General features: G+C 56.6%; 20 protein-coding genes. 7 read left to right on the top strand and 13 right to left on the bottom strand.

What is annotated here, in order from left to right; all coding sequences use genetic code 11:
• Positions 1-8: 8 nt before the first annotated feature.
• Entirely contained in the window at positions 9-1,274 is a 1,266-nt protein-coding gene (locus ACQG1Y_RS20065; RefSeq protein ID WP_015571880.1) for an oligosaccharide MFS transporter, read from the bottom strand.
• Positions 1,275-1,305: 31 nt separating this feature from the next.
• Positions 1,306-3,120: a DUF2264 domain-containing protein gene (locus ACQG1Y_RS20070; protein ID WP_368740821.1), complete on the bottom strand. Its 1,815-nt coding sequence runs from the start codon at positions 3,118-3,120 to the stop codon at positions 1,306-1,308.
• A 166-nt stretch (positions 3,121-3,286) separates the two neighbouring features.
• On the opposite strand from ACQG1Y_RS20070, the gene ACQG1Y_RS20075 reads away from it, so the two are divergent.
• Complete coding sequence (locus ACQG1Y_RS20075; RefSeq protein WP_023295450.1) at positions 3,287-4,126, top strand: AraC family transcriptional regulator; 840 nt, start codon at positions 3,287-3,289, stop codon at positions 4,124-4,126.
• A 41-nt stretch (positions 4,127-4,167) separates the two neighbouring features.
• Here ACQG1Y_RS20075 and ACQG1Y_RS20080 read toward each other — a convergent pair whose 3' ends face one another.
• The 5 genes from ACQG1Y_RS20080 to ACQG1Y_RS20100 are packed head-to-tail and all read right to left on the bottom strand — an operon-like array spanning position 4,168 to position 8,829.
• On the bottom strand, positions 4,168-5,043 hold the full coding sequence (locus tag ACQG1Y_RS20080; protein ID WP_015571883.1) for a MurR/RpiR family transcriptional regulator: 876 nt from the start codon (positions 5,041-5,043) through the stop codon (positions 4,168-4,170).
• Positions 5,040-5,990, bottom strand: a complete 951-nt coding sequence (locus tag ACQG1Y_RS20085; RefSeq protein WP_063659221.1) for an iron-siderophore ABC transporter substrate-binding protein — start codon at positions 5,988-5,990, stop codon at positions 5,040-5,042. Before ACQG1Y_RS20085 ends, ACQG1Y_RS20080 begins: the two co-directional genes overlap by 4 nt.
• Positions 5,991-5,999: 9 nt before the next feature.
• Positions 6,000-7,040, bottom strand: a complete 1,041-nt coding sequence (locus ACQG1Y_RS20090) for a FecCD family ABC transporter permease (RefSeq protein WP_368740820.1) — start codon at positions 7,038-7,040, stop codon at positions 6,000-6,002.
• Entirely contained in the window at positions 7,037-8,020 is a 984-nt protein-coding gene (locus tag ACQG1Y_RS20095) for a FecCD family ABC transporter permease (protein ID WP_023295453.1), read from the bottom strand. The genes ACQG1Y_RS20090 and ACQG1Y_RS20095 overlap by 4 nt, the downstream gene beginning before the upstream one ends.
• Positions 8,017-8,829, bottom strand: a complete 813-nt coding sequence (locus ACQG1Y_RS20100) for an ABC transporter ATP-binding protein (protein ID WP_368740819.1) — start codon at positions 8,827-8,829, stop codon at positions 8,017-8,019. Before ACQG1Y_RS20100 ends, ACQG1Y_RS20095 begins: the two co-directional genes overlap by 4 nt.
• 384 nt (positions 8,830-9,213) lie before the next feature.
• Here ACQG1Y_RS20100 and ACQG1Y_RS20105 point away from each other — a divergent pair, with 384 nt between their 5' ends.
• Positions 9,214-11,343 (top strand): TonB-dependent siderophore receptor, encoded by a 2,130-nt coding sequence (locus tag ACQG1Y_RS20105; protein ID WP_015571887.1) that lies wholly within the window; start codon positions 9,214-9,216, stop codon positions 11,341-11,343.
• An 85-nt stretch (positions 11,344-11,428) separates the two neighbouring features.
• On the opposite strand, the gene parE is transcribed toward ACQG1Y_RS20105, so the two are convergent.
• From parE to nudF, 5 genes are read right to left on the bottom strand one after another with little or no spacing between them, the layout of a single operon-like run.
• Entirely contained in the window at positions 11,429-13,321 is a 1,893-nt protein-coding gene (gene parE, locus ACQG1Y_RS20110) for a DNA topoisomerase IV subunit B (protein WP_017384044.1), read from the bottom strand.
• A gap of 28 nt (positions 13,322-13,349) precedes the next feature.
• The gene (gene yqiA, locus ACQG1Y_RS20115; RefSeq protein WP_368740818.1) at positions 13,350-13,931 is read right to left on the bottom strand and encodes an esterase YqiA; all 582 of its coding nucleotides are present in this window, start codon (positions 13,929-13,931) and stop codon (positions 13,350-13,352) included.
• Positions 13,931-14,758: a 3',5'-cyclic-AMP phosphodiesterase gene (gene cpdA, locus ACQG1Y_RS20120; protein ID WP_368740817.1), complete on the bottom strand. Its 828-nt coding sequence runs from the start codon at positions 14,756-14,758 to the stop codon at positions 13,931-13,933. The genes yqiA and cpdA overlap by 1 nt, the downstream gene beginning before the upstream one ends.
• Before the next feature lie 27 nt (positions 14,759-14,785).
• Positions 14,786-15,208, bottom strand: coding sequence for a DUF1249 family protein (locus tag ACQG1Y_RS20125; RefSeq protein ID WP_003862516.1), 423 nt, complete (start codon positions 15,206-15,208; stop codon positions 14,786-14,788).
• Positions 15,205-15,837, bottom strand: a complete 633-nt coding sequence (nudF, locus tag ACQG1Y_RS20130; RefSeq protein WP_032672007.1) for an ADP-ribose diphosphatase — start codon at positions 15,835-15,837, stop codon at positions 15,205-15,207. Before nudF ends, ACQG1Y_RS20125 begins: the two co-directional genes overlap by 4 nt.
• Before the next feature lie 203 nt (positions 15,838-16,040).
• Between nudF and tolC the strand changes: the two genes are divergently transcribed.
• The 3 genes from tolC (at position 16,041) to ACQG1Y_RS20145 (ending at position 19,542) form a co-directional block, all read left to right on the top strand.
• Positions 16,041-17,519 (top strand): outer membrane channel protein TolC, encoded by a 1,479-nt coding sequence (gene tolC / locus ACQG1Y_RS20135; protein WP_017384041.1) that lies wholly within the window; start codon positions 16,041-16,043, stop codon positions 17,517-17,519.
• A 194-nt stretch (positions 17,520-17,713) separates the two neighbouring features.
• On the top strand, positions 17,714-18,379 hold the full coding sequence (locus ACQG1Y_RS20140; RefSeq protein WP_017384040.1) for a DUF1190 family protein: 666 nt from the start codon (positions 17,714-17,716) through the stop codon (positions 18,377-18,379).
• Between the two features lie 2 nt (positions 18,380-18,381).
• Entirely contained in the window at positions 18,382-19,542 is a 1,161-nt protein-coding gene (locus ACQG1Y_RS20145) for a glutathionylspermidine synthase family protein (protein WP_017384039.1), read from the top strand.
• An 82-nt stretch (positions 19,543-19,624) separates the two neighbouring features.
• Here ACQG1Y_RS20145 and ygiD read toward each other — a convergent pair whose 3' ends face one another.
• Positions 19,625-20,413 carry a 4,5-DOPA dioxygenase extradiol gene (gene ygiD, locus ACQG1Y_RS20150; protein ID WP_033487697.1) on the bottom strand — a complete coding sequence of 263 codons (789 nt, stop codon included), beginning with the start codon at positions 20,411-20,413 and terminating at the stop codon, positions 19,625-19,627.
• Positions 20,414-20,543: 130 nt separating this feature from the next.
• Here ygiD and zupT point away from each other — a divergent pair, with 130 nt between their 5' ends.
• Both zupT and ACQG1Y_RS20160 read left to right on the top strand, forming a co-directional pair.
• Complete coding sequence (gene zupT, locus ACQG1Y_RS20155; RefSeq protein WP_015571892.1) at positions 20,544-21,317, top strand: zinc transporter ZupT; 774 nt, start codon at positions 20,544-20,546, stop codon at positions 21,315-21,317.
• A gap of 265 nt (positions 21,318-21,582) precedes the next feature.
• Entirely contained in the window at positions 21,583-22,143 is a 561-nt protein-coding gene (locus ACQG1Y_RS20160) for a fimbrial protein (RefSeq protein WP_426737007.1), read from the top strand.
• Positions 22,144-22,210 lie beyond the last annotated feature (67 nt).

The following is a 22,210-nucleotide window of genomic DNA, read 5'->3' on the forward strand; positions in this document are numbered from 1 at the left end:
GGCGTAATTTATCGTGTTGACGTTTCTGCTACGTTCAGCGCACGAGCCCCGCGCCATTTGCTCTGACAGGCGGATAACGTAAAAGCAGAAATAAGGGTAAAGGTCAGCGCCGTTGCGCCCATGATGATATAGGTGTGCTCAAAGCCAATACGGTCATACATATAGCCGGCAGGGGAAGAGACCACCACGTTGCCAACGTAGAGCATCGCCTGATAGCCGAGTAAATACATGGTGGCATTGACGCGCTTGTCGAAATGCTCGGCGATATATTTAAATACCGACACCAGCAGGAGACAAATTTCCAGACCGTACAGCGGCTTAAGCACTGAAATTAACAGGTGTGAATCACACATGCCGGAAATAATCAGACGCGCCCCAACCACCAGCCCGACAATTAACAGCCCGCGTTTGGCGCCAATAAAGTTCACAAACAGCGGGACCACCATATACATGACAAATTCCATGCCCGACTGTACGGTCCCGAGATAGCCGAATACGGCGTTGCCCTCATGAATATCATCGAAGAAGGTGACGAAATAGCGCGAGAATTGCTGCTCAGCGATAAACATCATCCACGCCACGCCCGCCACGTACAGGCAGAAAGCCCAGAATTTGCGGTTACGCAGCAGGGCGTAAACGTCGGACGGGGCAATTTTCTCTTTCGTCAGCACCTCGCCTGCGTGAGCGGAGTTAGTGTTCACTTTCAGGCTCAGCAGGACAATCAGCATCACCACCGACGCCACGCTGCCGAGAATAAAGTTATACGCCGGTGAGAGGTTGAACAGCAGGCCGGAGAAAGATGACGCCACCGCCCAGCCGAGCGATCCCCACATACGGATCTGCCCGAACTCCATGCCATTCAAACGGCTAAAGCGGTCGGAATAAGATTCACACGCCGCCACGCCCGCGTACCAGGCAAAGCTTAAATAGAGCGCGCCGATAATAATCCCCAGCAGGGTATTAGACATTAACAGCGGCTGGTAAACATAAATAAAGAATGGCGCCATCAGGGCCGACATGATCACCACAAAATAGAGCAGATATTTGCTCATGCCGATCTTATCGAGAATATAGCCGTAGATCGGCTTGAGAATAACGGAGAATATCCCGTTCACCGCAAAGACGGTTCCAATCACCGATCCGCTCAGGTTGGCTTTCTGACCGAGCCAGATCGCCAGCAGACCAATACTGGCAGACCAGGTAAAGAAATAGAGAAAGATAAAGCTGCTGATTTTGTAATATTCAGTTCTGTTGGTTGTCGATGTGCTTTTCATATCATCCTCGCCGGGGTGTAGGGCCAGATTTTTATAATGTGAACGCCAGCTTACGTTCGCTTCCGGGTTCGCTAATCACGACCTGGTTATGGGTTATATTCAGCTGCGGCGTCGCCGCAGCAGGCTGTTTTCCGCCAGCCAGAACGGCGCAACAGAGCCAGCTTTCCCCTTGCGGGAGGTCAGCTTTTAACAGCGGAATGGAGGCGCACTCCGCAAACATAATGCTGCTGTTCGGCGGCGTGACGATGCTGTCTGGCTGGCGCTGAATGATCGGCGAAAGATCGACAATGACGCTGCTGCCGTTTTCAGCCAACAGATAACAACCGCGTTCGCGCACCTGGTGGGCGGTTTTCATCACCGCAAAGCCGCCCTCGACGGTTTGCAGAGTGCGCGCGCTGTTGATACGGTGCAGGCGCAGGTGCCACTCCCCGAACGGGATCTGCCAGGTCGCAATCTGCACGTCGCGCCACGGCGACCAGCGCGAGAAAATGTAATTTTCATCCACCCGAACCTCGTCGCACTCGCGACGACCGCGGAAATAGTCATCTCCGTCCGCCAGCAGCAGCATGGAATCGCAGGCGGCATGCTTCAGGCCAAAACGCCCGCGCTCAAGGGTGAATCCGAAGCGGCTGGAGTAGGCAAATTTGGTGTATTTCGCTTCGGTGTTGACGTAGTTGTTCAGCTCCAGCTGACCGGCGGTGAGCATGACGACGTGCTGCGAATCTTTCGAATGCATCAGGATCTGCTGCGCATGCGGAATCACATGTTTTCCAGCAAGCGCGGGCAGCGGTTGTTCTTCCGCCTGCCAGAACGGGTGTGCTTCCGGCAGCGCCAGGATCAGATAGGTTTTCAGCGCCCAGTACGGTGAACCGGGGGAGTTGTAATCCTCGCACATCGCCAGGTTCGGATACGCAAACCCCAGGGTAAGAATACCGTCGCGATCGACAATCGACTGCTGCTGCCACCAGCGCAGATGCCGCAGCACAATGCCCTTCACGATGCCCGGTGTGAAGACGTCCAGTTGAGAAAAGGCCACCGCGCTCCAGAAGGCAACCATGGCAAAGCGGTAGGTCAGGCTGCGGCCAAACGGCACCGAGGCGCCATCGGCGGCGGACCAGTAGATAAAGTCTTCCGCGAACAGACGCGAGCGCTCGCGCAGCACCTTCGCCCTCGCCTCGTCGTCACTCAGCGTGGCGTAAATCAGGCCGTAGAAATGGAAAGCCATGGAGATGTAGTAATCTTTCGGGCGGCCGGGACCGTCGGAATACCAGCCGTCGCCGAGGTAGTAGGCGTCCATCAGCGCAAAGCGGTGGTCAATGGCGGCCCGATCGTACGGCAGGCCGGCGCGCTTAAAGCCGAGCTGGACCATAATGGCAAAATAGTTCCAGTTGCTGTCCGGCATCTGCGCGTCGGTGATTTGGTTGAGCCACGCGTGCAGGTTCATCACCTCGCGCCCGGTAAAGTGCGCGGTGAGTTTATCCCCCAGCAGTGCGAGCCCCAGACCGTAGGCCGCCATCTCCACCAGACGCTGATCGTACGGGCCGGTTTCACCCCAGTAGCCGCTGCTTTGCGGGTCGGTACCAAGCTTAATGGCAGTAAGGTACTTCTCGCTGAACGGCGTGCTTTCGCCAGATGCCATCAGCGGAAACAGCCCCCACAGCGCGCGAGAAAGTCCCTCCATCTGCGCAATATCCGCTGTGTAATGGGCGCAGGTGTCGCCCAGCGGGAATCGTGAACGGTTCGCCGGAAATTGCGTGTCCAGCGCCTGTAAAAGTGCATTCAACGACGCCACTACCTCCTGGCGTGAAGACAACGGATTTGATTTTTCTTTGTTTGCCGCCCACATCGGTTCGCCCTCGTAATCAACTGCGGCAAAGCATAGTGAATCCGCAAGGGGCAGAAATGTTAGCCATGTCACAGGCATGAACGATGAATAAACCTCCAGTTGAGAAAATTTAAAAAGGTGGTTTATAAAGACGATCAGACGGGAAAAAGTTGAGTTTTATTGCACTATGCGCGACACGCCGACATCCGACCTTCTGGAACTGATCGCCCTGAATGATACCGTGGCCTCGTTCAGCCGCCTGTTTGCCAATACGGTGCGCTACCATCACTGGCATCAGTGTCTGGAGATCCTCTATGTGGAAGAGGGCTTTGGCGTGGCGATTGTCGATAATCGTCACTACACCATGCGCCCCGGACGACTGTTTTTCTTCCCGCCTTTTACGCTGCACAAGGTCATGGTGGACGAACAGGCGGAGGCAATTTACCGCCGCACCATTATTCATCTCGACCAGCACGCGGTGCTGAAGATCCTGCGGGATTTTCCCCAGACCCGGCAGCGCCTGGAGCGGCTGTCACGCCGTGGCGGCGAAGCGTGGGTCGCCGATTTAGCCCACTGTCACCACCATATCGACCATCTGTTTAGCTGCTATAAACCGCCGATGAACGGCGAGAGCATCGCCAGCCTGCTGATCGGCCTGTTCGCGATGCTCCCCGACGATCGCGACGGTGAGCCGGGCAACAGCCAGGGGATCGCCAGCCAGGTAATGTTCTGGCTCGACGAGCATTATCAGGAGAAATTTCGTCTGGATGCGCTGGCCGAAGAGCTGGGTAAATCACGCAGTTACGTATCGCGAAGATTCCATGCGGAAACGGGCGAAAAAATTCACGACTACCTGAACACGCTAAGATTGCGTAAGGCGTGCGAGTGTTTACTCCACACGGATTCGAGCGTGCGTGACATTGCCGCACAGGCGGGATTTTCCGACGTGACGTGGTTTATCAGCGCTTTTAAAAAGGGGATTGGCGAGACGCCGTTGCAGTACAGGAAGAACCATCGTGCGGTTTGACGCCCTCACCCCCGCCCTCTCCCACGGGGAGAGGGGGAAGATCAACCGCTCTTCTTCCCCGGCTTTAATCCGCGGTGTAACTCGTTGATGCGCTTCATCGACTTGATGGTGCGCTGCGGCTCAGTGGAGGCGACGGACAGAATAATCATCTCCAGGCACAGCAGCACCGTGCCGTGCAGCGGGATTTTGCCCTTCTCGCCACCGCGCGGGACGTGGATCACTACGCTTGCCTCTTTGCTAAAGCGCGAGTCCGTGGCGTTGGTCAGCAAAATGGTGGGAATACCCAGGCGCTTCGCTTCGCGCAGCGTGGTCTGCCCCTCCCGGTGCGCGGATTTTTGCGCCATCATTACCAGCACGTCACCGCGCTGTAGGGCAATCAGCTGTTCGGCGAGGCCAATACCGGTGCGGTTGAGCGGGATCGCAGGCAGGCCTATACGGCTAAACAGTCGCGAGGTGTACTCAGCCAGAATGCCGGATGCGCCAATGCCAAAAATAGCGACCTGTCTCGCCTGCGCCAGCAGCGACACGGCCTGCGCCATCGCGTAGCGGTTGCCCGGTTCGGACAACACCGCGCAGGTGTGCTGATGGCCTTCCAGCACAAAATCGATGCTCGCGTCGACGTCGCTGGTAAGCGTGTTTACCGTGGTGGACATCTTCTCGCTGGAGGTGACCACCGGGCCAAACCACTGCTCCAGGGTCTGCTTGAGATCCCGCAGCCCACCAAACCCAAGCGCCTGAATGGCACGCACCACGGTGGCGTCCGAGGTGTGTAGCACAGCGGCAATCTCCATTGCCGTCTGCTCCATAACCGCTTCACGATTTTCATTGATATAGCTCGCCACCTGCAGCAGACGCGGCGTCAGCTGGTGCGCCCGCGAGCGGAGGCGGTCGCCGTAGACATCAATTTTTCGGATCATCGTGCGGCCTCCGGCAGCGGACGGCCCGCTATCTGCGACTGCACCTGCGCGGCCATCAGCCCCAGCGAGGCAAATGAATTTGAGATCGCTTCCTCGCGGGAGATGAGCACGTAATGCCCGGTTCGGCAGGCGTTGAGAAACTGACACCAGCCCGGCATCACCGCATCCATCGCCGCCAGCTCGTCCTGCGGTTTTCCGCCAGTGTCCCCGCGCCAGGTGGCAAAGACAAAATCAGCATCCAGCTCCGGCAGGCGCTCGGCGCTGACGTCGATGCGCCCGCCCACCGGGATGCTCTCAATCAGCGGCGGGAACCTGAACCCTGCGTCGCGCAGCACGCGCCCAAGCGAGTGGTAGCTGTGCATGGCATTGATTTTGCCCTGATTGGCCTGAATCACCGAGACGGTCAGTTTGCTCGTATCGATGGTCGCCTTTAGCGCCTCGATCTGCTCCTGATAGCGACGCTCCAGAATCTTCAGCCGCGCCTCTGTCCCGGTAAGCTGCGCCAGCTTGCGGTAGATCTCCGGCGCACCGCCGTCGAGGTGATCGATACTCACCGTCGGGGCAATTTTTTCCAGCTGTTCGACCGGCGTGTTGCGGGTCGGCTCGGTGATGATAAGATCCGGCTTCGCCGCGGCGATGGCTTCAATATCGATATCCGCGGTGCCGATGAATGTGATGTCGGAATTATCAAAATCGATGCCCGTCAGCATACCGCTGGAACGCAGAAAATGGCTGCCGTCCGGTCGGGTGCGGCCATGGCTGGCAACCGGCGGTACGCCAAGCTCGATCAGCGGAATGGTGATATCCAGGTCGTGCAGGGACACAATCCGCTTCGGGTTAACCGGCACCACCACGTTGCGGTTCAGGTCGTCAGTAAACGTCTGCGTTGGCTCTGCGGCTCCTACAGCAAAACCCACCAGCACCAGCATTGCAAAAAATACGCGCATTTCTATCCCCTAAAATCGATCCCGACGCTGCCAGAACAGCAGCAGGAAAAACGGTCCGCCAATCAGTGAAATGACAATTCCCGCCGGCAGCTGCAACGGGAGAAATGCCAGCCGCCCGACGTTATCCGCCAGCAGCACCAGCAGCGCGCCCAGTACGGCACTTCCCGTCAGCAGTGCCGTTTGCCCTCCGCGCAGCAGCAGGCGCGCCATGTGCGGGGCAATCAGCCCGACAAAGCCGATACTCCCCACGCAGGAGACGCAGGCCGCGGTGAGCACCACGGGGGCAAACACGCGCAGCAGAGCGAGGCGTGAAGTCCGCACGCCCAGCCCCGTCGCAGTGTGGTTGCCGAGCAAGGCTACGTCTGCGGCGCGTGCGGTAAAGAGCAGCAGCGCAAACGCTGGCACCGTCCAGGCAGCAGCGATGCTGACCAGCGTCCAGCTTGCCGTATGCAGGCTCCCCGCCAGCCACAGCATCGCCGTCTGGACGTCGCGCACGTCGGCGGTCGTCATAAAGACCCCCATCGCGGCGGCAAACGCCCATGACACGCCGATGCCGATCAGGATGAATCGCGGGCGCGAGATATCACGCGCCAGCGCCACTACCAGCAGCGCGGTCAGCAGCCCACCGGCCATGCCGATAAGTGGACGCCAGTACGGCCCCAATCCCGGAAACTGAAAAATCAGCAGCAGCACCGCCGCGCTACAGCCCTCTTTCACGCCGATAAGACCGGGGTCAGCAAGGCCGTTGCGGGTAATGGACTGCATGGCCGCCCCCGCCATGCCGAGCATCGCGCCGCACAGCACCGCCATCAGCAGGCGCGGCAGGCGGATATCCATCACAATGTAATGCGCATCCGCCGTCAGACGTTCAGGATAAAACAGCGCACGTCCGATGGCGGAAGCAGGAATGGGCAGCGAACCGTGCGTCAGGCCAAAACTTAGCAGCAGGAGAGCGGCAAGCGATAATACGGCCAGATACAGCAGCGCCCTCGGGCGAACCAGCGCCGAGAAGGAGAAAAATCGTACTGCCCTCAATCCAGCCCGGTTCATTTGAACATCCTTGACGCCATAAGGATAAAGACCGGCGCGCCGACTAGCGCAGTCATCACGCCGGTTGCCAGCTCATACGGCGTAAACAGCGTACGGGCGGCGATATCCGCCATCAGCAGAACCAGCGCCCCGCAGAGGGCTGAAAGCGGCACCATCACGCGCAGGTCCACCGATACCAGACGGCGAATCAGCTGCGGCACCACGAGTCCGATAAACCCGATCGGTCCGGCAACTGAAACCGCCGCGCCGCACAGCAGGGCGATGGCCAGCAGCGCGAGCAGGCGCGTTTTCAGCAGCGACACGCCAAGCCCCTGCGCCATTCTCTCGCCCAGCGCCAGCATGTTCAGCGACGGCGACAGCCAGAGCGCCAGCGCAAAACCCACGGCAGCGGCCCCCGCGGCGCTAGCGATCGTCTCGCCGATGACTCCCGCCACATCCCCCGCAAGCCAGGTCCGCATGGCCAGCAGCGTCTGTTCATCCAGAATCAACACCGTGGCGGTTATCGATGAGGCAAATGCCGACATTGCCACGCCGCACAGCGTGACCTTCATCGGCGTGAGACCGGTACGCCCGGATGAGGAGAACGTTAGCACCAGCAAAAAGAGCGCGGCGGCGCCAGCTGCGGCTATCAGAGGGCGGCCAAACGGCAGCGACAGCCCGAGGGCACTCGTCAGCACCACCGCCAGCGCCGCCCCTGCATTCAGCCCCAGGATATGCGGCTCGCCGAGCGGGTTGCGGATCACTGATTGCAGCAGCACGCCCGCGACGCCGAGCGCCGCGCCCGCCACCAGGGCGGCGCACAGCCGCATCAAGCGCAGCCTGACGATCACGCTATGCTCAAAATTGCGCGGGTCGAAGTGGAAAAATGCGTCTACTACCGTCCGGGGGGCGATAACGCGCGCCCCGATGCTCAGGTGCGCAATCGCGCCTGCCAGAAGCAGCAGCGTAAAGAGAATAAAGGCCACAGATGTGCGCATCATGGTTTGTCGTCAGCCTGACGGAACGGCATAAAGAACGGCTTGCCGGTCAGCGGGTTAACCGACATATGCACGTCGACGTCAAACACCGCTTTGATCAGCTCCGGCGTGCAGGCGTCGCCCTCATGCAGTACCCCCTCAACCTTTCCCTGACGTAAAAAGACCAGCGAATCACCGTAATTCACGGCGAAGTTGAGATCGTGCAGAACCACCACCACGGTGCGCCCGTGCCGGCGCGTCAGCGTGTGCAGCAGTTCGAGGATCTCCACCTGGTAGCGAAGATCGAGGTACGTCGTGGGTTCATCCAGCAGGATATAGGGCGTTTGCTGCGCCAGCACCATAGCGATCCAGCAGCGCTGGCGCTGGCCGCCGGACAGGCTTTCAACCAGATGATGGGCAAACTCTGCCGTTCCGGTCAGGCGTAACGCCTCTTCCACGGCCCGCTCGTCTTCCTCGCTCCACTGGCGCATCACGTTCTGCCAGGGGAAACGTCCGCGCGAGACCAGCTCAAATACGGTTAACCCTTCTGGAAGCAGCGGAGACTGCGGCAGGATCCCGAGCTGGCGGGCGACCGCTTTGGTTGGCTGCGAGTGGATGGCTTTGCCGTCCAGCACCGCGTTGCCGCCGAGCGGCTGAAGCAGCCGTGCGAGGGTACTTAACAGCGTCGATTTTCCGCAGCCGTTTGCGCCCACCAGAACAGTCATTTTCTGCTGGGGGATCGCAAGGGAGATATCATCAACGATGATTTTTTTCTGGTAACCCGCGGAGAGGTTCTCAAGAACCAGTCCCGGCTTTTTGATGTAGTGAGCCACGTGAACGCCAACGTAAGAAAAAAAACCAACAAATAAAAATAAAACTCATTCTCTTTTGTGAGTTTGCCGCCGCTCCATGTAGTAGTCAAGCGAAGATACACCCTGTAAAACCCAGGGATAATTGAGCGTCACCGCACAAATTAAAATTCATTTTTATTAATTATTTTCAATACCTTAAACAAGAAACCGAAGCGTTTTAGCCAGAGAAAAAACTCTGTAGCGAAATTTTTATTTATTCCATTTACTACTACATGCCCTCATGCTTGAATGATTCTCAATTACAAGTCCGATGCCGTAGAGGCTAACGGACAGAGCGTAAGGGCAATGACTCACACATTCTTCCGCGAGCATTTCATCGCAGGATATTTTGGGAAAACAGATGTAATGGCTAAGTTCACACCTTCATTCGCCGGGGTAAAAGGGCGCGCGCTCTTTTCACTCCTGTTCATGGCGCCTCTGGTGCACGCAGCAGCAAAAGACGGTGAGACGCTTACCGTCACTGCCGATCCTTACGCTTCCACCGACGCCACCAGCGGCTATCAGCCCCTGAACACCTCCACCGCCACGCTGACCAACATGCCGATGCTGGACATCCCGCAGGTGGTCAATACCGTCAGCGATAAAGTGCTGGAAGACCAAAACGCGACCACGCTAGACGAGGCGCTGTATAACGTCAGCAACGTGGTGCAGACCAACACCCTGGGCGGCACGCAGGATGCCTTCGTGCGCCGTGGCTTCGGCGCAAACCGCGATGGCTCGATCATGACCAACGGCCTGCGCACCGTGCTGCCGCGCAGCTTCAATGCCGCAACCGAGCGCGTGGAGGTGCTAAAAGGCCCGGCCTCGACCCTTTACGGTATTCTCGACCCCGGCGGCCTGATTAACGTGGTGACCAAACGCCCGGAGAAAACCTTCGGCGGCTCGATTTCTGCCACATCAACCAGCTTTGGCGGCGGTAGCGGACAGTTTGACGTCACCGGTCCAATTGAAGGTACGCGTCTGGCCTATCGCCTGACGGGGGAGTATCAGGACGAGGATTACTGGCGTAATTTCGGCACCGAACGCAGCACCTTTATCGCCCCGTCTTTGACCTGGTTCGGCGATGATGCCACCGTGACCGTGCTCTATTCGCATCGCGACTATAAAACGCCGTTCGATCGCGGAACGATCTTCGATCTCAACACCAAAAAGGCCGTCGACGTCGATCGCAAAACCCGCTTTGATGAGCCATTTAACGTGACCGACGGTCAGTCCGACCTCGCTCAGCTTAACGCGGAGTATCGGCTCAACAGCCAGTGGACCGCGAAGTTCGACTACAGCTACAGCCAGGATAAGTACAGCGATAACCAGGCTCGCGTGATGGCCTACGATTCAAAAACCGGCAACCTGACCCGCCGCGTGGATGCGACCCAGGGTTCGACCCAGCGTATGCACACAACGCGGGCAGATTTGCAGGGGAACGTGGACATCGCGGGCTTTTACAATGAGATACTGACCGGCGTGTCGTATGAAAATTACGATCTGCTGCGCACGGACATGATCCGTTGTAAGAACGTTAAGGATTTCAATATTTACAACCCGAGCTACGGCAGCCTCGGCAAGTGCACCACCGTCTCGGCAGCCGACAGCGATCAAACCATCAAGCAGGAGAGCTACTCCGCCTACGCGCAGGACGCGCTGTACCTGACCGATAAATGGATCGCCGTTGCCGGACTGCGCTACCAGTATTACACCCAGTACGCGGGCAAAGGCCGTCCGTTTAACGTCAACACCGACAGCCGCGACGACCAGTGGACGCCGAAGCTGGGCCTGGTATACAAGCTCACGCCGGCAGTCTCCCTGTTTGCCAACTATTCCCAGACGTTTATGCCGCAGTCGTCCATTGCGAGCTACATCGGCGACCTGCCGCCGGAAACGTCGAACGCGTATGAAATAGGCGCTAAGTTCGACCTGTTCGACGGCATTACCGCCAACATCGCGCTGTTTGATATCCACAAGCGCAACGTGCTGTACACCGAGAGCGTCGGTGATGAAACCGTCGCCAAAACCGCGGGCCGCGTGCGCTCGCAGGGTGTCGAAGTGGATCTCGCCGGATCGCTGACCGAGAACACCAACATTATCGCCAGCTACGGCTATACCGATGCGAAGGTGCTGGAAGACCCGGACTACGCGGGCAAACCGCTGCCGAACGTACCGCGCCATACCGGCTCCCTGTTCCTGACGTACGATATTCACAATGCGTTTGCCGGGAATACGCTGACAATTGGCGGCGGCGGGCACGGCGTAAGCCGCCGCTCAGCGACTAACGGTGCGGATTATTATCTGCCGGGCTATTTCGTGGCGGATGCATTTGCGGCGTACAAAATGAAGCTGCAATATCCGGTGACGCTACAGGTGAACGTGAAGAATCTGTTCGATAAGACCTACTACACGTCGTCGATTGCGACCAACAACCTGGGCAACCAGATTGGCGACCCGCGTGAAGTGCAGTTTACGGTGAAGATGGAGTTTTGACGTAAAAAAGCCCGGTGGCGCTAACGCTTACCGGGCCTACGATCCTAACCCTCTCCCTGTGGGAGAGGGTTAGGGTGAGGGGACATCAGGCCTCTATATCCGCCATATCGCCTTTCTCCTGGAGCCAGTTACGTCGGTCTTCAGAACGTTTCTTGGCCAGCAGCATATCCATCACGGCGTTGGTTTGCTGTTCGTCTTCATCGCTGATGGTCAGCTGCACCAGACGGCGGGTGTTCGGATCCAGGGTGGTTTCACGCAACTGCATCGGGTTCATCTCGCCCAGCCCTTTAAAGCGCTGAACGTTCGGTTTGCCCTTCTTGCGTTTGAGCTGCTCCAGCACGCCCGCTTTCTCTTCTTCCGTCAGCGCATAGTAGACTTCTTTGCCAAGGTCGATACGGTACAGCGGCGGCAGCGCCACGTGGACGTGACCGTTTTTCACCAGCGTGCGGAAGTGCTTCACGAACAGCGCACAGAGCAGCGTGGCGATGTGCAGACCATCGGAGTCCGCATCCGCGAGGATACAGATCTTGCCGTAGCGCAGCTGGCTCAGATCGTCGCTGTCCGGATCGATGCCGATCGCCACGGAGATGTCGTGTACTTCCTGCGAGGCCAGCACTTCATCAGACGAGACCTCCCAGGTGTTGAGGATCTTACCCTTGAGCGGCATGATCGCCTGATATTCACGATCGCGCGCCTGCTTGGCCGATCCGCCTGCCGAGTCCCCTTCCACCAGGAACAGCTCGGTGCGGTTGAGATCCTGGGCGGTACAGTCCGCCAGCTTGCCCGGCAGCGCGGGGCCGCTGGTCAGCTTTTTACGCACCACTTTCTTCGCCGCGCGCAGGCGACGCTGGGCGCTGGAGATCGCCATTTCAGCCAGCATTTCTGCGGCCTGAACGTTCTGGTTCAGCCACAGGGTAAACGCATCTTTCACCACGCCGGAGACGAACGCCGCGCACTGGCGTGACGACAGGCGCTCTTTAGTCTGACCGGCAAACTGCGGATCCTGCATCTTCACGGAGAGCACGTAGGCGCAGCGGTCCCAGATATCTTCTGCGGAAAGCTTCACGCCGCGCGGCAGAATGTTGCGGTATTCGCAGAACTCGCGCATCGCATCCAGCAGCCCCTGACGCAGGCCGTTGACGTGCGTCCCGCCGAGCAGCGTTGGGATCAGGTTGACGTAGCTTTCCGTCAGCAGCTCACCGCCTTCCGGCAGCCACAGCAGCGCCCAGTCCACCGCTTCGGTGTCACCTTCGAAATTCCCGACGAACGGTTTTTCCGGCAGGGTCGGCAGGCCGTTAACCGCTTCGCACAGGTAGTCGTTCAGACCCTTTTCGTAGCGCCAGCTCTGTTCGGTGTTGTTTACGTGATCTTTAAAGGTGATTTCCACGCCCGGGCACAGCACCGCTTTGGCTTTCAGCAGGTGCGTCAGGCGAGAAACGGAAAAGCGTGGGCTGTCGAAGAAGCTTTCGTCAGGCCAGAAATGGACGCTGGTGCCGGTGTTGCGTTTACCGCACGTCCCGACGACCTGCAAATCCTGCACTTTTTCGCCGTTTTCAAACGCGATGTTATACACCTGGCCATCGCGACGAACGTTCACTTCCACGCGCTTTGACAGGGCGTTAACCACGGAGATCCCCACGCCGTGCAAGCCGCCGGAGAACTGGTAGTTTTTGTTGGAGAACTTACCGCCCGCGTGCAGACGACAGAGGATCAGCTCAACGGCGGGAACACCCTCTTCCGGGTGGATATCTACCGGCATGCCGCGGCCGTCGTCGATAACTTCCAGCGATTGATCGGCGTGCAGGATAACGTCCACGCGTCTGGCATGGCCTGCCAGCGCTTCGTCCACACTGTTATCAATTACTTCCTGGCCCAGGTGGTTTGGGCGCGTCGTATCGGTGTACATCCCCGGGCGGCGGCGAACCGGCTCAAGCCCGGTGAGTACCTCAATGGCATCAGCGTTATAGGTTTGCGTCATGATTTAAGCTAGCAATTCGCATTGATTGTCAGTGGCTGTGCAGTCCAAGAAAATCGACAATCTGGGTGAAATGATCTTCAAAGCCCGTGAAAGCATGGTTACCGCCCTCTTCTACAGTCTGGCGGCAGGATGCGTAATACGCCACTGCCTGGCGGTAATCCAGCACTTCATCTCCCGTCTGTTGTAGCAGCCAGATAAGATCGGGCGCTTCAAGCGGGTCGACCTGCATAACTTTTAGATCGTAAATATGGCGTGACTCTAGCACATATTGTTGGCCGGTGTAGGGGTTCTCGTTTTCGCCAAGAAAGTCCCTTAACAGCTCAAATGGCCGGACCGCCGGGTTGACGACGACAGCGGGTAACATAAAGCACTGCGACAGCCAGGTGGCGTAGTAGCCGCCGAGCGACGACCCGATAACGCCAAACGATTCGCCGCCGTGTTCAAGCACGATCGATTCCAGCATCTCTGCCGCATCCGCCGGATAAGGGGGCAACTGCGGAATAATCATCTCCACGTGGGGATGATTCGCGCTCAGCCACTGGCGAAGCTGCGTCGCTTTCGCCGATCGTGGTGAGCTGTTAAACCCATGCAGATAGAGAAGCGTCGACATCAATAGCCTTCCGAAGCGGTATCCGGGCGGAATTGAGCCCCGGTCAGACGGCAAACTTCGGTGGTCAGCGAGCCATCGGCATGCAGCTCCAGCCAGCGCCAGCCCGGTGCGATGGTATCCAGCGTAAAGTTGGCGCAGTGCGGCTTAAACTGCACGCAGGTAGAGGGCGTCGCGAGCAGGCGGCGACCATTCCAGTCGAGATCCTGCTCCTGGTGAATGTGCCCGCACAGCAAATTTTTCACGCGCGGAAATTTCGCCAGTACGCCGTCCAGCGCCGCAGAGTTGCGTAAGCTGTGCTGATCGAGCCAGCTACAGCCCGCCGGCAGCGGGTGATGATGCAGCAACAGCAGCGTATTGCGATTCGGTTCGGCGGCCAGTTTTGTCTCCAGCCAGTCAAGCTGATAGTCGCTCAACTCACCGTGCGGAACGCCAAACACCTGACTGTCGAGGAGCAGAATTTGCCACTGGTCCCCCGCAAAGACACATTTTGCCGGTGAAATCCCCGCATCCTGAAGCGAACTGTACATAGCGGGTTGAAAATCGTGATTGCCCGGTAGCCAGACGCAAGGCACGCTAAAGCTCGCAATCCCTTCAGCAAAATGCTGATAGGCTGCGGAGGATTGATCCTGCGCCAGATCGCCCGTCGCGACGATCAGATCGCATGGCCGCTTTCCAGCATGGATCGCGTCAAGAACCGCCTGATAACTCTCCCAGGTGTTCACGCCCAGAAGCGTCTCATGCTTTTCGGCAAAAAGGTGGGTGTCGGTGATTTGTAATATCCTGACTGGCGCCCCACCAGCAACAGTCAGGTTCAACAGGCTTTCCAAATGGTGTCCTTAGGTAGGTTTATGACGCTAACAAACCGGAATCGCCATTGCTCCATGTGCTAAACAATATCTTAGCCAGTCGGCTAAAAACTGGTTAATTTGATGCTTTTCGTCGCGTTGATGCAACTTTTTATTCGGGTAATCATACCGCGCTTTAAAGCGAAAGATCTGCTGGCTTGAACACACTTCAGCGACCATCGCGTCATGATAAAGACGTACCGTCATCGACGGCAGGCTCCAGTAGCTGATGCTCGGCGCCGTTTGCTCAATCTCCACCAGCGTAGTGTAGCGCGTTGATTCTGTTATCGTTAACCGATACTGCGCGTTGCTCACCTGATAGCTCACCGTTTCGCCGGGCGCGTCGTTTCGCGGCAGCAGGCGGCGCAGCTGGGCGAAATTGGTTTCGCACAGGCGCATCATTTCTGGGAAGTCAGGTGTATAACGCTTCATTTTTTCCACTCGTGTCGTAATGTCTGATAATGCAGCTGTAGCCATTGCAGGGCGATGACAGACGCTGCGTTGTCGATTTTCCCCTTTTCTACCCACTGGTAAGCCTGCTCCCGACTCACCACATGAACCCGAATATCTTCGTTTTCATCTGCCAGACCGTGGATCCCTTCCGCTGTCTTGGCGTCCACTTCGCCCACCATAATAGATGAACGTTCCGTTGTCCCACCCGGGCTTGCCAGGTAGCTCAACACCGGTTTCGTCCGGCCGATCGCCAGGCCCGCCTCTTCCAGCGCCTCACGGCGAGCGACGTCTTCGACCGACTCACCTTCTTCGATCATCCCGGCCACCATCTCCAGCAACCACGGCGTATCGCTGGTATCATAAGCCGCAATACGCACCTGTTCGACCAGCACCACTTCATCACGCACTGGGTCATAGGGTAGCAACACAGCCGCATGCCCGCGCTCAAAAATTTCGCGTTTGATTTCACCGCTCATCTCACCGTTAAACAGACGATGCCTGAAACGGTAAAGTTCCATTGAAAAAAAACCGCTATAAAGCGTTTCTCGTGCAATAATTTCTACATCGTTTTTGGCGAAGGTGACAGGCACGTTTTCTGGTTTTTGCATCGGTCGAGTCCTGGTAGCAATGGTGATGAAATTGTGAATTTCAAGGCTGTTTGGCTGCCGTTTGTATGGCTATATGGTAGATTGGAGCAAATTACCGCCAGATGGCACGTTACGCCAACCTTTTGGTGTGGATGATTCTGTTAGAATCGGCAATTATTTTTAATTAGATCAGCGCTAATACTGCTTCACAACAAGGAATGCAAATGAAGAAATTGCTCCCCATCCTTATCGGCCTGAGCCTGACGGGCTTCAGTGCAATGAGCCAGGCAGAAAACCTGTTACAGGTCTACCAGCAGGCACGTCTGGGCAACCCTGATTTACGTAAATCAGCGGCCGATCGTGATGCTGCGTTTGAAAAGATTAACGAAGCACGTAGTCCACTGCTGCCGCAGTTAGGCTTAGGTGCAGATTATACCTACACTAACGGTTTTCGCGATAACAATGGCATCGATTCGAATGCCACCAGCGCCTCTTTACAGCTTACACAAACCCTGTTCGACATGTCCAAATGGCGGGAACTGAGCTTGCAGGAAAAGAGCGCCGGCATTCAGGATGTCACCTATCAAACCGATCAGCAGACGCTGATCCTGAATACCGCGACCGCCTATTTCCAGGTTCTGAGCGCGATTGACGCCCTCTCCTACACCGAAGCGCAGAAACAGGCGGTTTACCGTCAGTTAGATCAAACCACCCAGCGTTTTAACGTGGGCCTGGTCGCCATTACTGACGTGCAGAACGCCCGTTCACAGTACGATACCGTACTGGCTAACGAAGTGACCGCACGTAACAACCTCGACAACGCCCTGGAAGCACTGCGTCAGGTCACCGGTAACTACTATCCTGAGCTGGCCTCTCTGAACGTGGACAGTTTCAAAACGGACAAACCGCAGGCGGTTAACGCTCTGCTGAAAGAAGCGGAAAACCGCAACCTGACCTTGTTGCAGGCACGCCTGAGCCAGGATCTGGCGCGCGAACAGATCCGTCTTGCACAGGATGGTCACCTGCCAACTCTGAGCCTGAGCGCCTCTACCGGCGTATCGGACACCAGCTACAGCGGGTCTAAAACGACCTCTCAGGCCTATGACGACAGCAACGTTGGCCAGAACAAAGTGGGTCTCAGCTTCTCTCTGCCGCTGTACCAGGGCGGGATGGTTAACTCTCAGGTTAAACAGGCGCAGTACAACTTTGTGGGCGCCAGCGAGCAGCTGGAAAGCGCACACCGCAACGTGGTGCAGACCGTGCGTTCTTCCTACAACAACGTAAATGCCTCTATCAGCAGCATCAACGCCTATAAACAGGCCGTCGTCTCTGCCCAGAGCTCACTGGATGCGAACGAAGCGGGTTACTCCGTAGGTACGCGTACCATCGTGGACGTGTTAGACGCAACGACCACGCTGTATAACGCGAAACAGCAGCTCTCCAGCGCACGTTATCAGTATCTGATTAACCAGCTGAACATCAAGCAGGCGCTGGGTACGCTGAACGAGCAGGATCTGCAAATGCTGAACAGCACGCTAGGCAAACCGGTCCCTACGTCGCCTGACAGCGTCGCGCCGGAAAATCCACAGCAGGATGCCGCCGTTGATAATTTCACCCCTAACAGCAGCGCCCCGCTTGCGCAGCCAGCGGCAGCGCGTAGCACCGCACCTGCCAGCAGCGGTACGAATCCGTTCCGTCATTAAGCCTTGCCCGATGGCGCTGAGCTTATCGGGCCTACTTAATCGTAGGCCGGGTAAGCACAGCGCCACCCGGCGCAAAATCACACCTGAACGTAAGCCAACGTAAAGATCCCCCGCATTTCGCCCCTCTTCGCTTCATTTTCAACCACTCATCCTCTATCCTGAGCGTTATTACCACTGGGTCCTGGAAGACAAATATGAAACGGACAAAAACGATGAATCACGCGTCGTTCCGCAAAAGCTGGAACGCACGCCACCTGACACCTGTCGCGCTGGCGGTCACCGCCGTCTTTATGCTGGCAGGCTGTGAGCAAAACGACGAAACGGTTTCGCTGTATCAAAACGCCGACGACTGCGCGAGCGCAACCGGTAAAGCCGCTGAGTGTACGACGGCCTATAACAACGCCCTCAAAGAAGCGGAACGTACCGCGCCGAAATATGCCTCTCGCGAAGACTGTGTAGCCGAATTCGGTGAAGGCCAGTGCCAGCAGGCACCTGCTCAGGCGGGTATGGCACCGGAAAACCAGGCGCAGGCACAGTCCGGCGGCAGCTTCTGGATGCCGCTGATGGCGGGTTATATGATGGGCCGTTTGATGAGCGGCGGTGCGGGCTACCAGCAGCAGCCGCTGTTTAGCTCCAAAAACCCGAACAGCCCGGCCTACGGTAAATACACCGATGCCACCGGCAAGGGTTACGGTGCTGCAACGCCAGGCCGTACGATGACCGTACCGAAAACCGCAATGGCGCCGAAACCAGCCACCACCAGCACCATTACCCGTGGCGGCTTTGGTGAGTCTGTTGCCAAACAAACCACCATGCAGCGTAGTGCGACCGGCTCCTCAACTCGCTCAATGGGCGGCTGATCATGGAACGAGTCAGTATTGTTGAGCGCCCGGACTGGCGCGAAAAAGCCACCGAATACGGTTTCAACTTTCACACCATGTACGGCGAGCCGTACTGGTGTGAAGATGCTTACTATAAGCTCACGCTCGCTCAGGTCGAAAAGCTTGAAGAGGTAACCGCAGAGCTGCACCAGATGTGCCTGAAGGTAGTAGAAAAAGTCATCGACAGCGATGAACTGATGACCAAATTCCGCATTCCGAAGCACACCTGGAGTTTTGTTCGTCAGTCCTGGAAAACGAACCAGCCTTCGCTCTACTCTCGCCTCGATCTGGCATGGGATGGCGTGGGTGAACCGAAGCTTTTAGAAAACAACGCGGATACACCAACCTCTCTGTACGAAGCCGCGTTCTTCCAGTGGATCTGGCTGGAAGATCAGGCGAATGCCGGAAACTTGCCCGAAGGCAGCGACCAGTTCAACAGCCTTCAGGAAAAGCTGATTGAGCGTTTCGTCGAACTGCGTGAACAGCACGGTTTCAACCTGTTGCACCTCGCCTGCTGCCGCGATACCGAAGAAGATCGCGGTACGGTTCAGTATTTGCAGGACTGCGCAGCCGAAGCGGAAGTGGCGACGGAATTCCTCTATATCGAAGATATCGGTTTAGGTGAAAAAGGTCAGTTTACGGACATGCAGGATCAGGTCATCAGCAACCTGTTCAAGCTCTATCCGTGGGAATACATGCTGCGGGAAATGTTCTCTACCAAACTGGAAGACGCCGGCGTGCGCTGGCTGGAACCGGCCTGGAAGAGCATTATCTCCAATAAAGCCCTGCTGCCGATGCTGTGGGAGATGTTCCCGAATCACCCGAACCTGCTGCCTGCTTACTTTGCTGAAGATGATTTCCCACCGATGGAGAAATACGTCGTTAAGCCAATTTTCTCCCGTGAAGGGGCAAACGTCTCGATTATCGAAAACGGTAAAACGCTGGAAGCGGTTGAAGGGCCGTACGGTGAAGAAGGGATGATCGTCCAGGCGTTTTATCAACTGCCGAAGTTTGGCGACAGCTATACGTTGATCGGCAGCTGGCTTATTAACGATCAGCCTGCCGGGATTGGCATTCGCGAAGATCGCGCGCTGATTACGCAGGATCTGTCGCGTTTCTACCCGCATATTTTCGTCGAGTAAGACTTGCCCGGTGGCGCTACGCTTACCGGGCCTACGCTCAATATGTAGGTCGGGTAAGGCGAAGCCGCCACCCGACATGTTTTTACCCCACCTGCACCGACAGCATACTCAAGCTCCCCATCTCAATACCGTCGACCGGGATCGTAATAACCTCCTGACCATCCCACGCGCCTAATACATACAGCAATGGCAAGAAGTGTTCCGGCGTCGGGTTAGAGAGCGAACCGCCGTCATGATCCAGATAGTTCACCAAAGGGTGTCGTTCGGCCGGCCCTTGCCAGGTCAGGTTGTCTTTTACATAGTCATTAAAGGCTGTTGCCCAGGGGTACGGCGTATTTTCACCGTGCCAGCGTACCGTACGCAGATTGTGTACCACGTTGCCACTGGCAATCAGCATGATGCCCTCATCACGAAGCGAAGCCAGCTTACGCCCCATCTCCATGTGCCAGGCAGCCGGTTTGGTGCTGTCGATACTCAGTTGCACCATCGGGATATCGGCATCCGGATACATTTTGATCAACACCCCCCATGAGCCGTGGTCAAAGCCCCAGGCTTCTTTGTCCAGCGCAACCGGAACAGGGGCGAGCAGATCAACGAGCCGCTGCGCCAGCTCGGGGGAGCCCGGAGCAGGATAATGCGTGTCATACAGCGCCTGCGGAAAGCCGCCAAAATCATGAATCGTTTTTGGCGCTTCCATAGCCGTCACACCGGTACCCCGGGTAAACCAGTGCGCAGAGACCACCACAATTGCCTTCGGACGCGGTAACGTCTCACCCAGCTGACGCCAGGCACGGGTATAGACGTTATCATCCAGGACGTTCATTGGGCTGCCATGGCCTAAAAACAGTGCTGGCATACGAGAAGAAGACATGGTGATATCCTTAGAGAAGGTGTCAATGTGATGGGCCTACATTACGCGCATTCAGGTGAAGATGAACGCAGATAACCGTGAAGATCATCATCAGGAAATTTGAATGTCAGATATCGCTTAAGGAGAATGCATGTCAGTACCGTTGATTTTGACCTTACTCGCGGGCGCCGCAACCTTTATCGGTGCGTTCCTCGGGGTACTCGGGCAAAAACCCTCTAATCGCCTTCTGGCCTTCTCGCTGGGTTTCGCCGCCGGGATCATGCTGCTTATCTCGCTGATGGAGATGCTGCCCGCCGCGCTTCACACCGAAGGTATGTCGCCTGTTCTGGGCTATGGCATGTTTATCATTGGACTGCTGGGTTATTTTGCGCTCGACCGTATTCTTCCTCACGCGCACCCGCAGGATTTAATGCAAAAAAGCGTTACCCCCATCCCGGGCAATATCAAACGCACGGCCATTCTGCTGACGCTGGGTATCAGCCTGCATAACTTTCCGGAAGGTATCGCCACCTATGTCACGGCCAGCAGCAACCTGGAAATGGGTTTTGGTGTGGCGCTGGCCGTGGCTTTGCACAATATTCCTGAAGGACTTGCCGTTGCCGGGCCCGTTTATGCCGCCACGGGTTCAAAACGTACGGCTGTCTTTTGGGCGGGTATCTCCGGGATGGCTGAAATTCTCGGCGGCGTGCTGGCGTGGCTGATCCTCGGTAGCCTCGTCTCCCCGATTGTGATGGCTGCGATTATGGCTGCCGTGGCCGGGATTATGGTCGCGCTCTCTGTCGATGAGCTGATGCCGCTGGCGAAAGAGATCGATCCCAACAATAACCCCAGCTACGGCGTACTGTGTGGAATGTCAGTGATGGGGATGAGTCTGGTACTGCTGCAAACGGCCGGTATTGGCTAAGAATTTATGCCTCCGTTTTATACGGAGGCTTTATATTATTCAAAAAAACAATCCTATATATTTCACCTATAATAACCCGCAAATATAAACCTGTTAAAACCCTGAAAAACCACGCCTCTTAAAATAGCCTGCAAATATTAATTAAAACCATCTAAAAATATATTTAAGTCATGTTAATCGCGTCTCCCCACCCCAATTCGTATACTTCGCGAGTATTCTGAAATTAATATTCACATTATGAATCACTCTGAAAAAGGATATTTTCATGTATATGGGTAAAAAACTACTGTTAGCGACGGCTATGGCAGTCATTGTATCGGGTGCTACTTTTGCAGATGATCAAGGCTCAGGAAAAATCAAATTCAAAGGTATTGTTATTGACGCACCGTGCAGTATCGCACCAGACAGCGTTGATAAAGAAGTCGATCTGGGTGAAGTGACCACGGCCGTTATCAACGCCAACAAAAAATCTACCCCGGTTCCGGTCGATATCAATCTGGAGAACTGCCAGCTTGACGATCCGGCAGACGAGACCGACACGCCAATTACCAAAGTGGATGTGACCTTTACCAGCGCAGCGACAGACGCGGCGGATACCAGCCTGATGAGCAACACCTATGCAAGCGGTGCGCAGAACGTGGGGGTGCGTCTGCTGGATAACGCGGAGTCTGCTATCACGCTGGGAGAGGCCAACGAGGTTGAGTTGCTGGCGGGTTCAACCACCCAGACGCTGCATTTCAAAGCGGTTATGGAAGTCCCTACAGGTAAAACTGCGACGGCAGGCCAGGTTGAAGCCACGGCTAACTACGTCCTGATGTACAAATAATTCTGTTACGTCACGGCACCAGCCGACTGGTAATTCATACCGGTCGGCACTCTCTATTTACTCGAGT

Source organism: Enterobacter cloacae complex sp. 397G4 (assembly GCF_050031515.1).
GTDB classification, from domain to species: Bacteria; Pseudomonadota; Gammaproteobacteria; order Enterobacterales; family Enterobacteriaceae; genus Enterobacter; species Enterobacter hormaechei_C.

Coding starts and splice junctions, on each gene's coding strand:
- ACQG1Y_RS20065 (WP_015571880.1), bottom strand. CDS start 1,274: ATGAAAAGCACATCGACAACCAACAGAACTGAATATTACAAAATCAGC.
- ACQG1Y_RS20070 (WP_368740821.1), bottom strand. CDS start 3,120: ATGTGGGCGGCAAACAAAGAAAAATCAAATCCGTTGTCTTCACGCCAG.
- ACQG1Y_RS20075 (WP_023295450.1), top strand. CDS start 3,287: ATGCGCGACACGCCGACATCCGACCTTCTGGAACTGATCGCCCTGAAT.
- ACQG1Y_RS20080 (WP_015571883.1), bottom strand. CDS start 5,043: ATGATCCGAAAAATTGATGTCTACGGCGACCGCCTCCGCTCGCGGGCG.
- ACQG1Y_RS20085 (WP_063659221.1), bottom strand. CDS start 5,990: ATGCGCGTATTTTTTGCAATGCTGGTGCTGGTGGGTTTTGCTGTAGGA.
- ACQG1Y_RS20090 (WP_368740820.1), bottom strand. CDS start 7,040: ATGAACCGGGCTGGATTGAGGGCAGTACGATTTTTCTCCTTCTCGGCG.
- ACQG1Y_RS20095 (WP_023295453.1), bottom strand. CDS start 8,020: ATGATGCGCACATCTGTGGCCTTTATTCTCTTTACGCTGCTGCTTCTG.
- ACQG1Y_RS20105 (WP_015571887.1), top strand. CDS start 9,214: ATGGCTAAGTTCACACCTTCATTCGCCGGGGTAAAAGGGCGCGCGCTC.
- parE (WP_017384044.1), bottom strand. CDS start 13,321: ATGACGCAAACCTATAACGCTGATGCCATTGAGGTACTCACCGGGCTT.
- yqiA (WP_368740818.1), bottom strand. CDS start 13,931: ATGTCGACGCTTCTCTATCTGCATGGGTTTAACAGCTCACCACGATCG.
- ACQG1Y_RS20125 (WP_003862516.1), bottom strand. CDS start 15,208: ATGAAGCGTTATACACCTGACTTCCCAGAAATGATGCGCCTGTGCGAA.
- nudF (WP_032672007.1), bottom strand. CDS start 15,837: ATGCAAAAACCAGAAAACGTGCCTGTCACCTTCGCCAAAAACGATGTA.
- tolC (WP_017384041.1), top strand. CDS start 16,041: ATGAAGAAATTGCTCCCCATCCTTATCGGCCTGAGCCTGACGGGCTTC.
- ACQG1Y_RS20140 (WP_017384040.1), top strand. CDS start 17,714: ATGAAACGGACAAAAACGATGAATCACGCGTCGTTCCGCAAAAGCTGG.
- ACQG1Y_RS20145 (WP_017384039.1), top strand. CDS start 18,382: ATGGAACGAGTCAGTATTGTTGAGCGCCCGGACTGGCGCGAAAAAGCC.
- ygiD (WP_033487697.1), bottom strand. CDS start 20,413: ATGTCTTCTTCTCGTATGCCAGCACTGTTTTTAGGCCATGGCAGCCCA.
- zupT (WP_015571892.1), top strand. CDS start 20,544: ATGTCAGTACCGTTGATTTTGACCTTACTCGCGGGCGCCGCAACCTTT.
- ACQG1Y_RS20160 (WP_426737007.1), top strand. CDS start 21,583: ATGTATATGGGTAAAAAACTACTGTTAGCGACGGCTATGGCAGTCATT.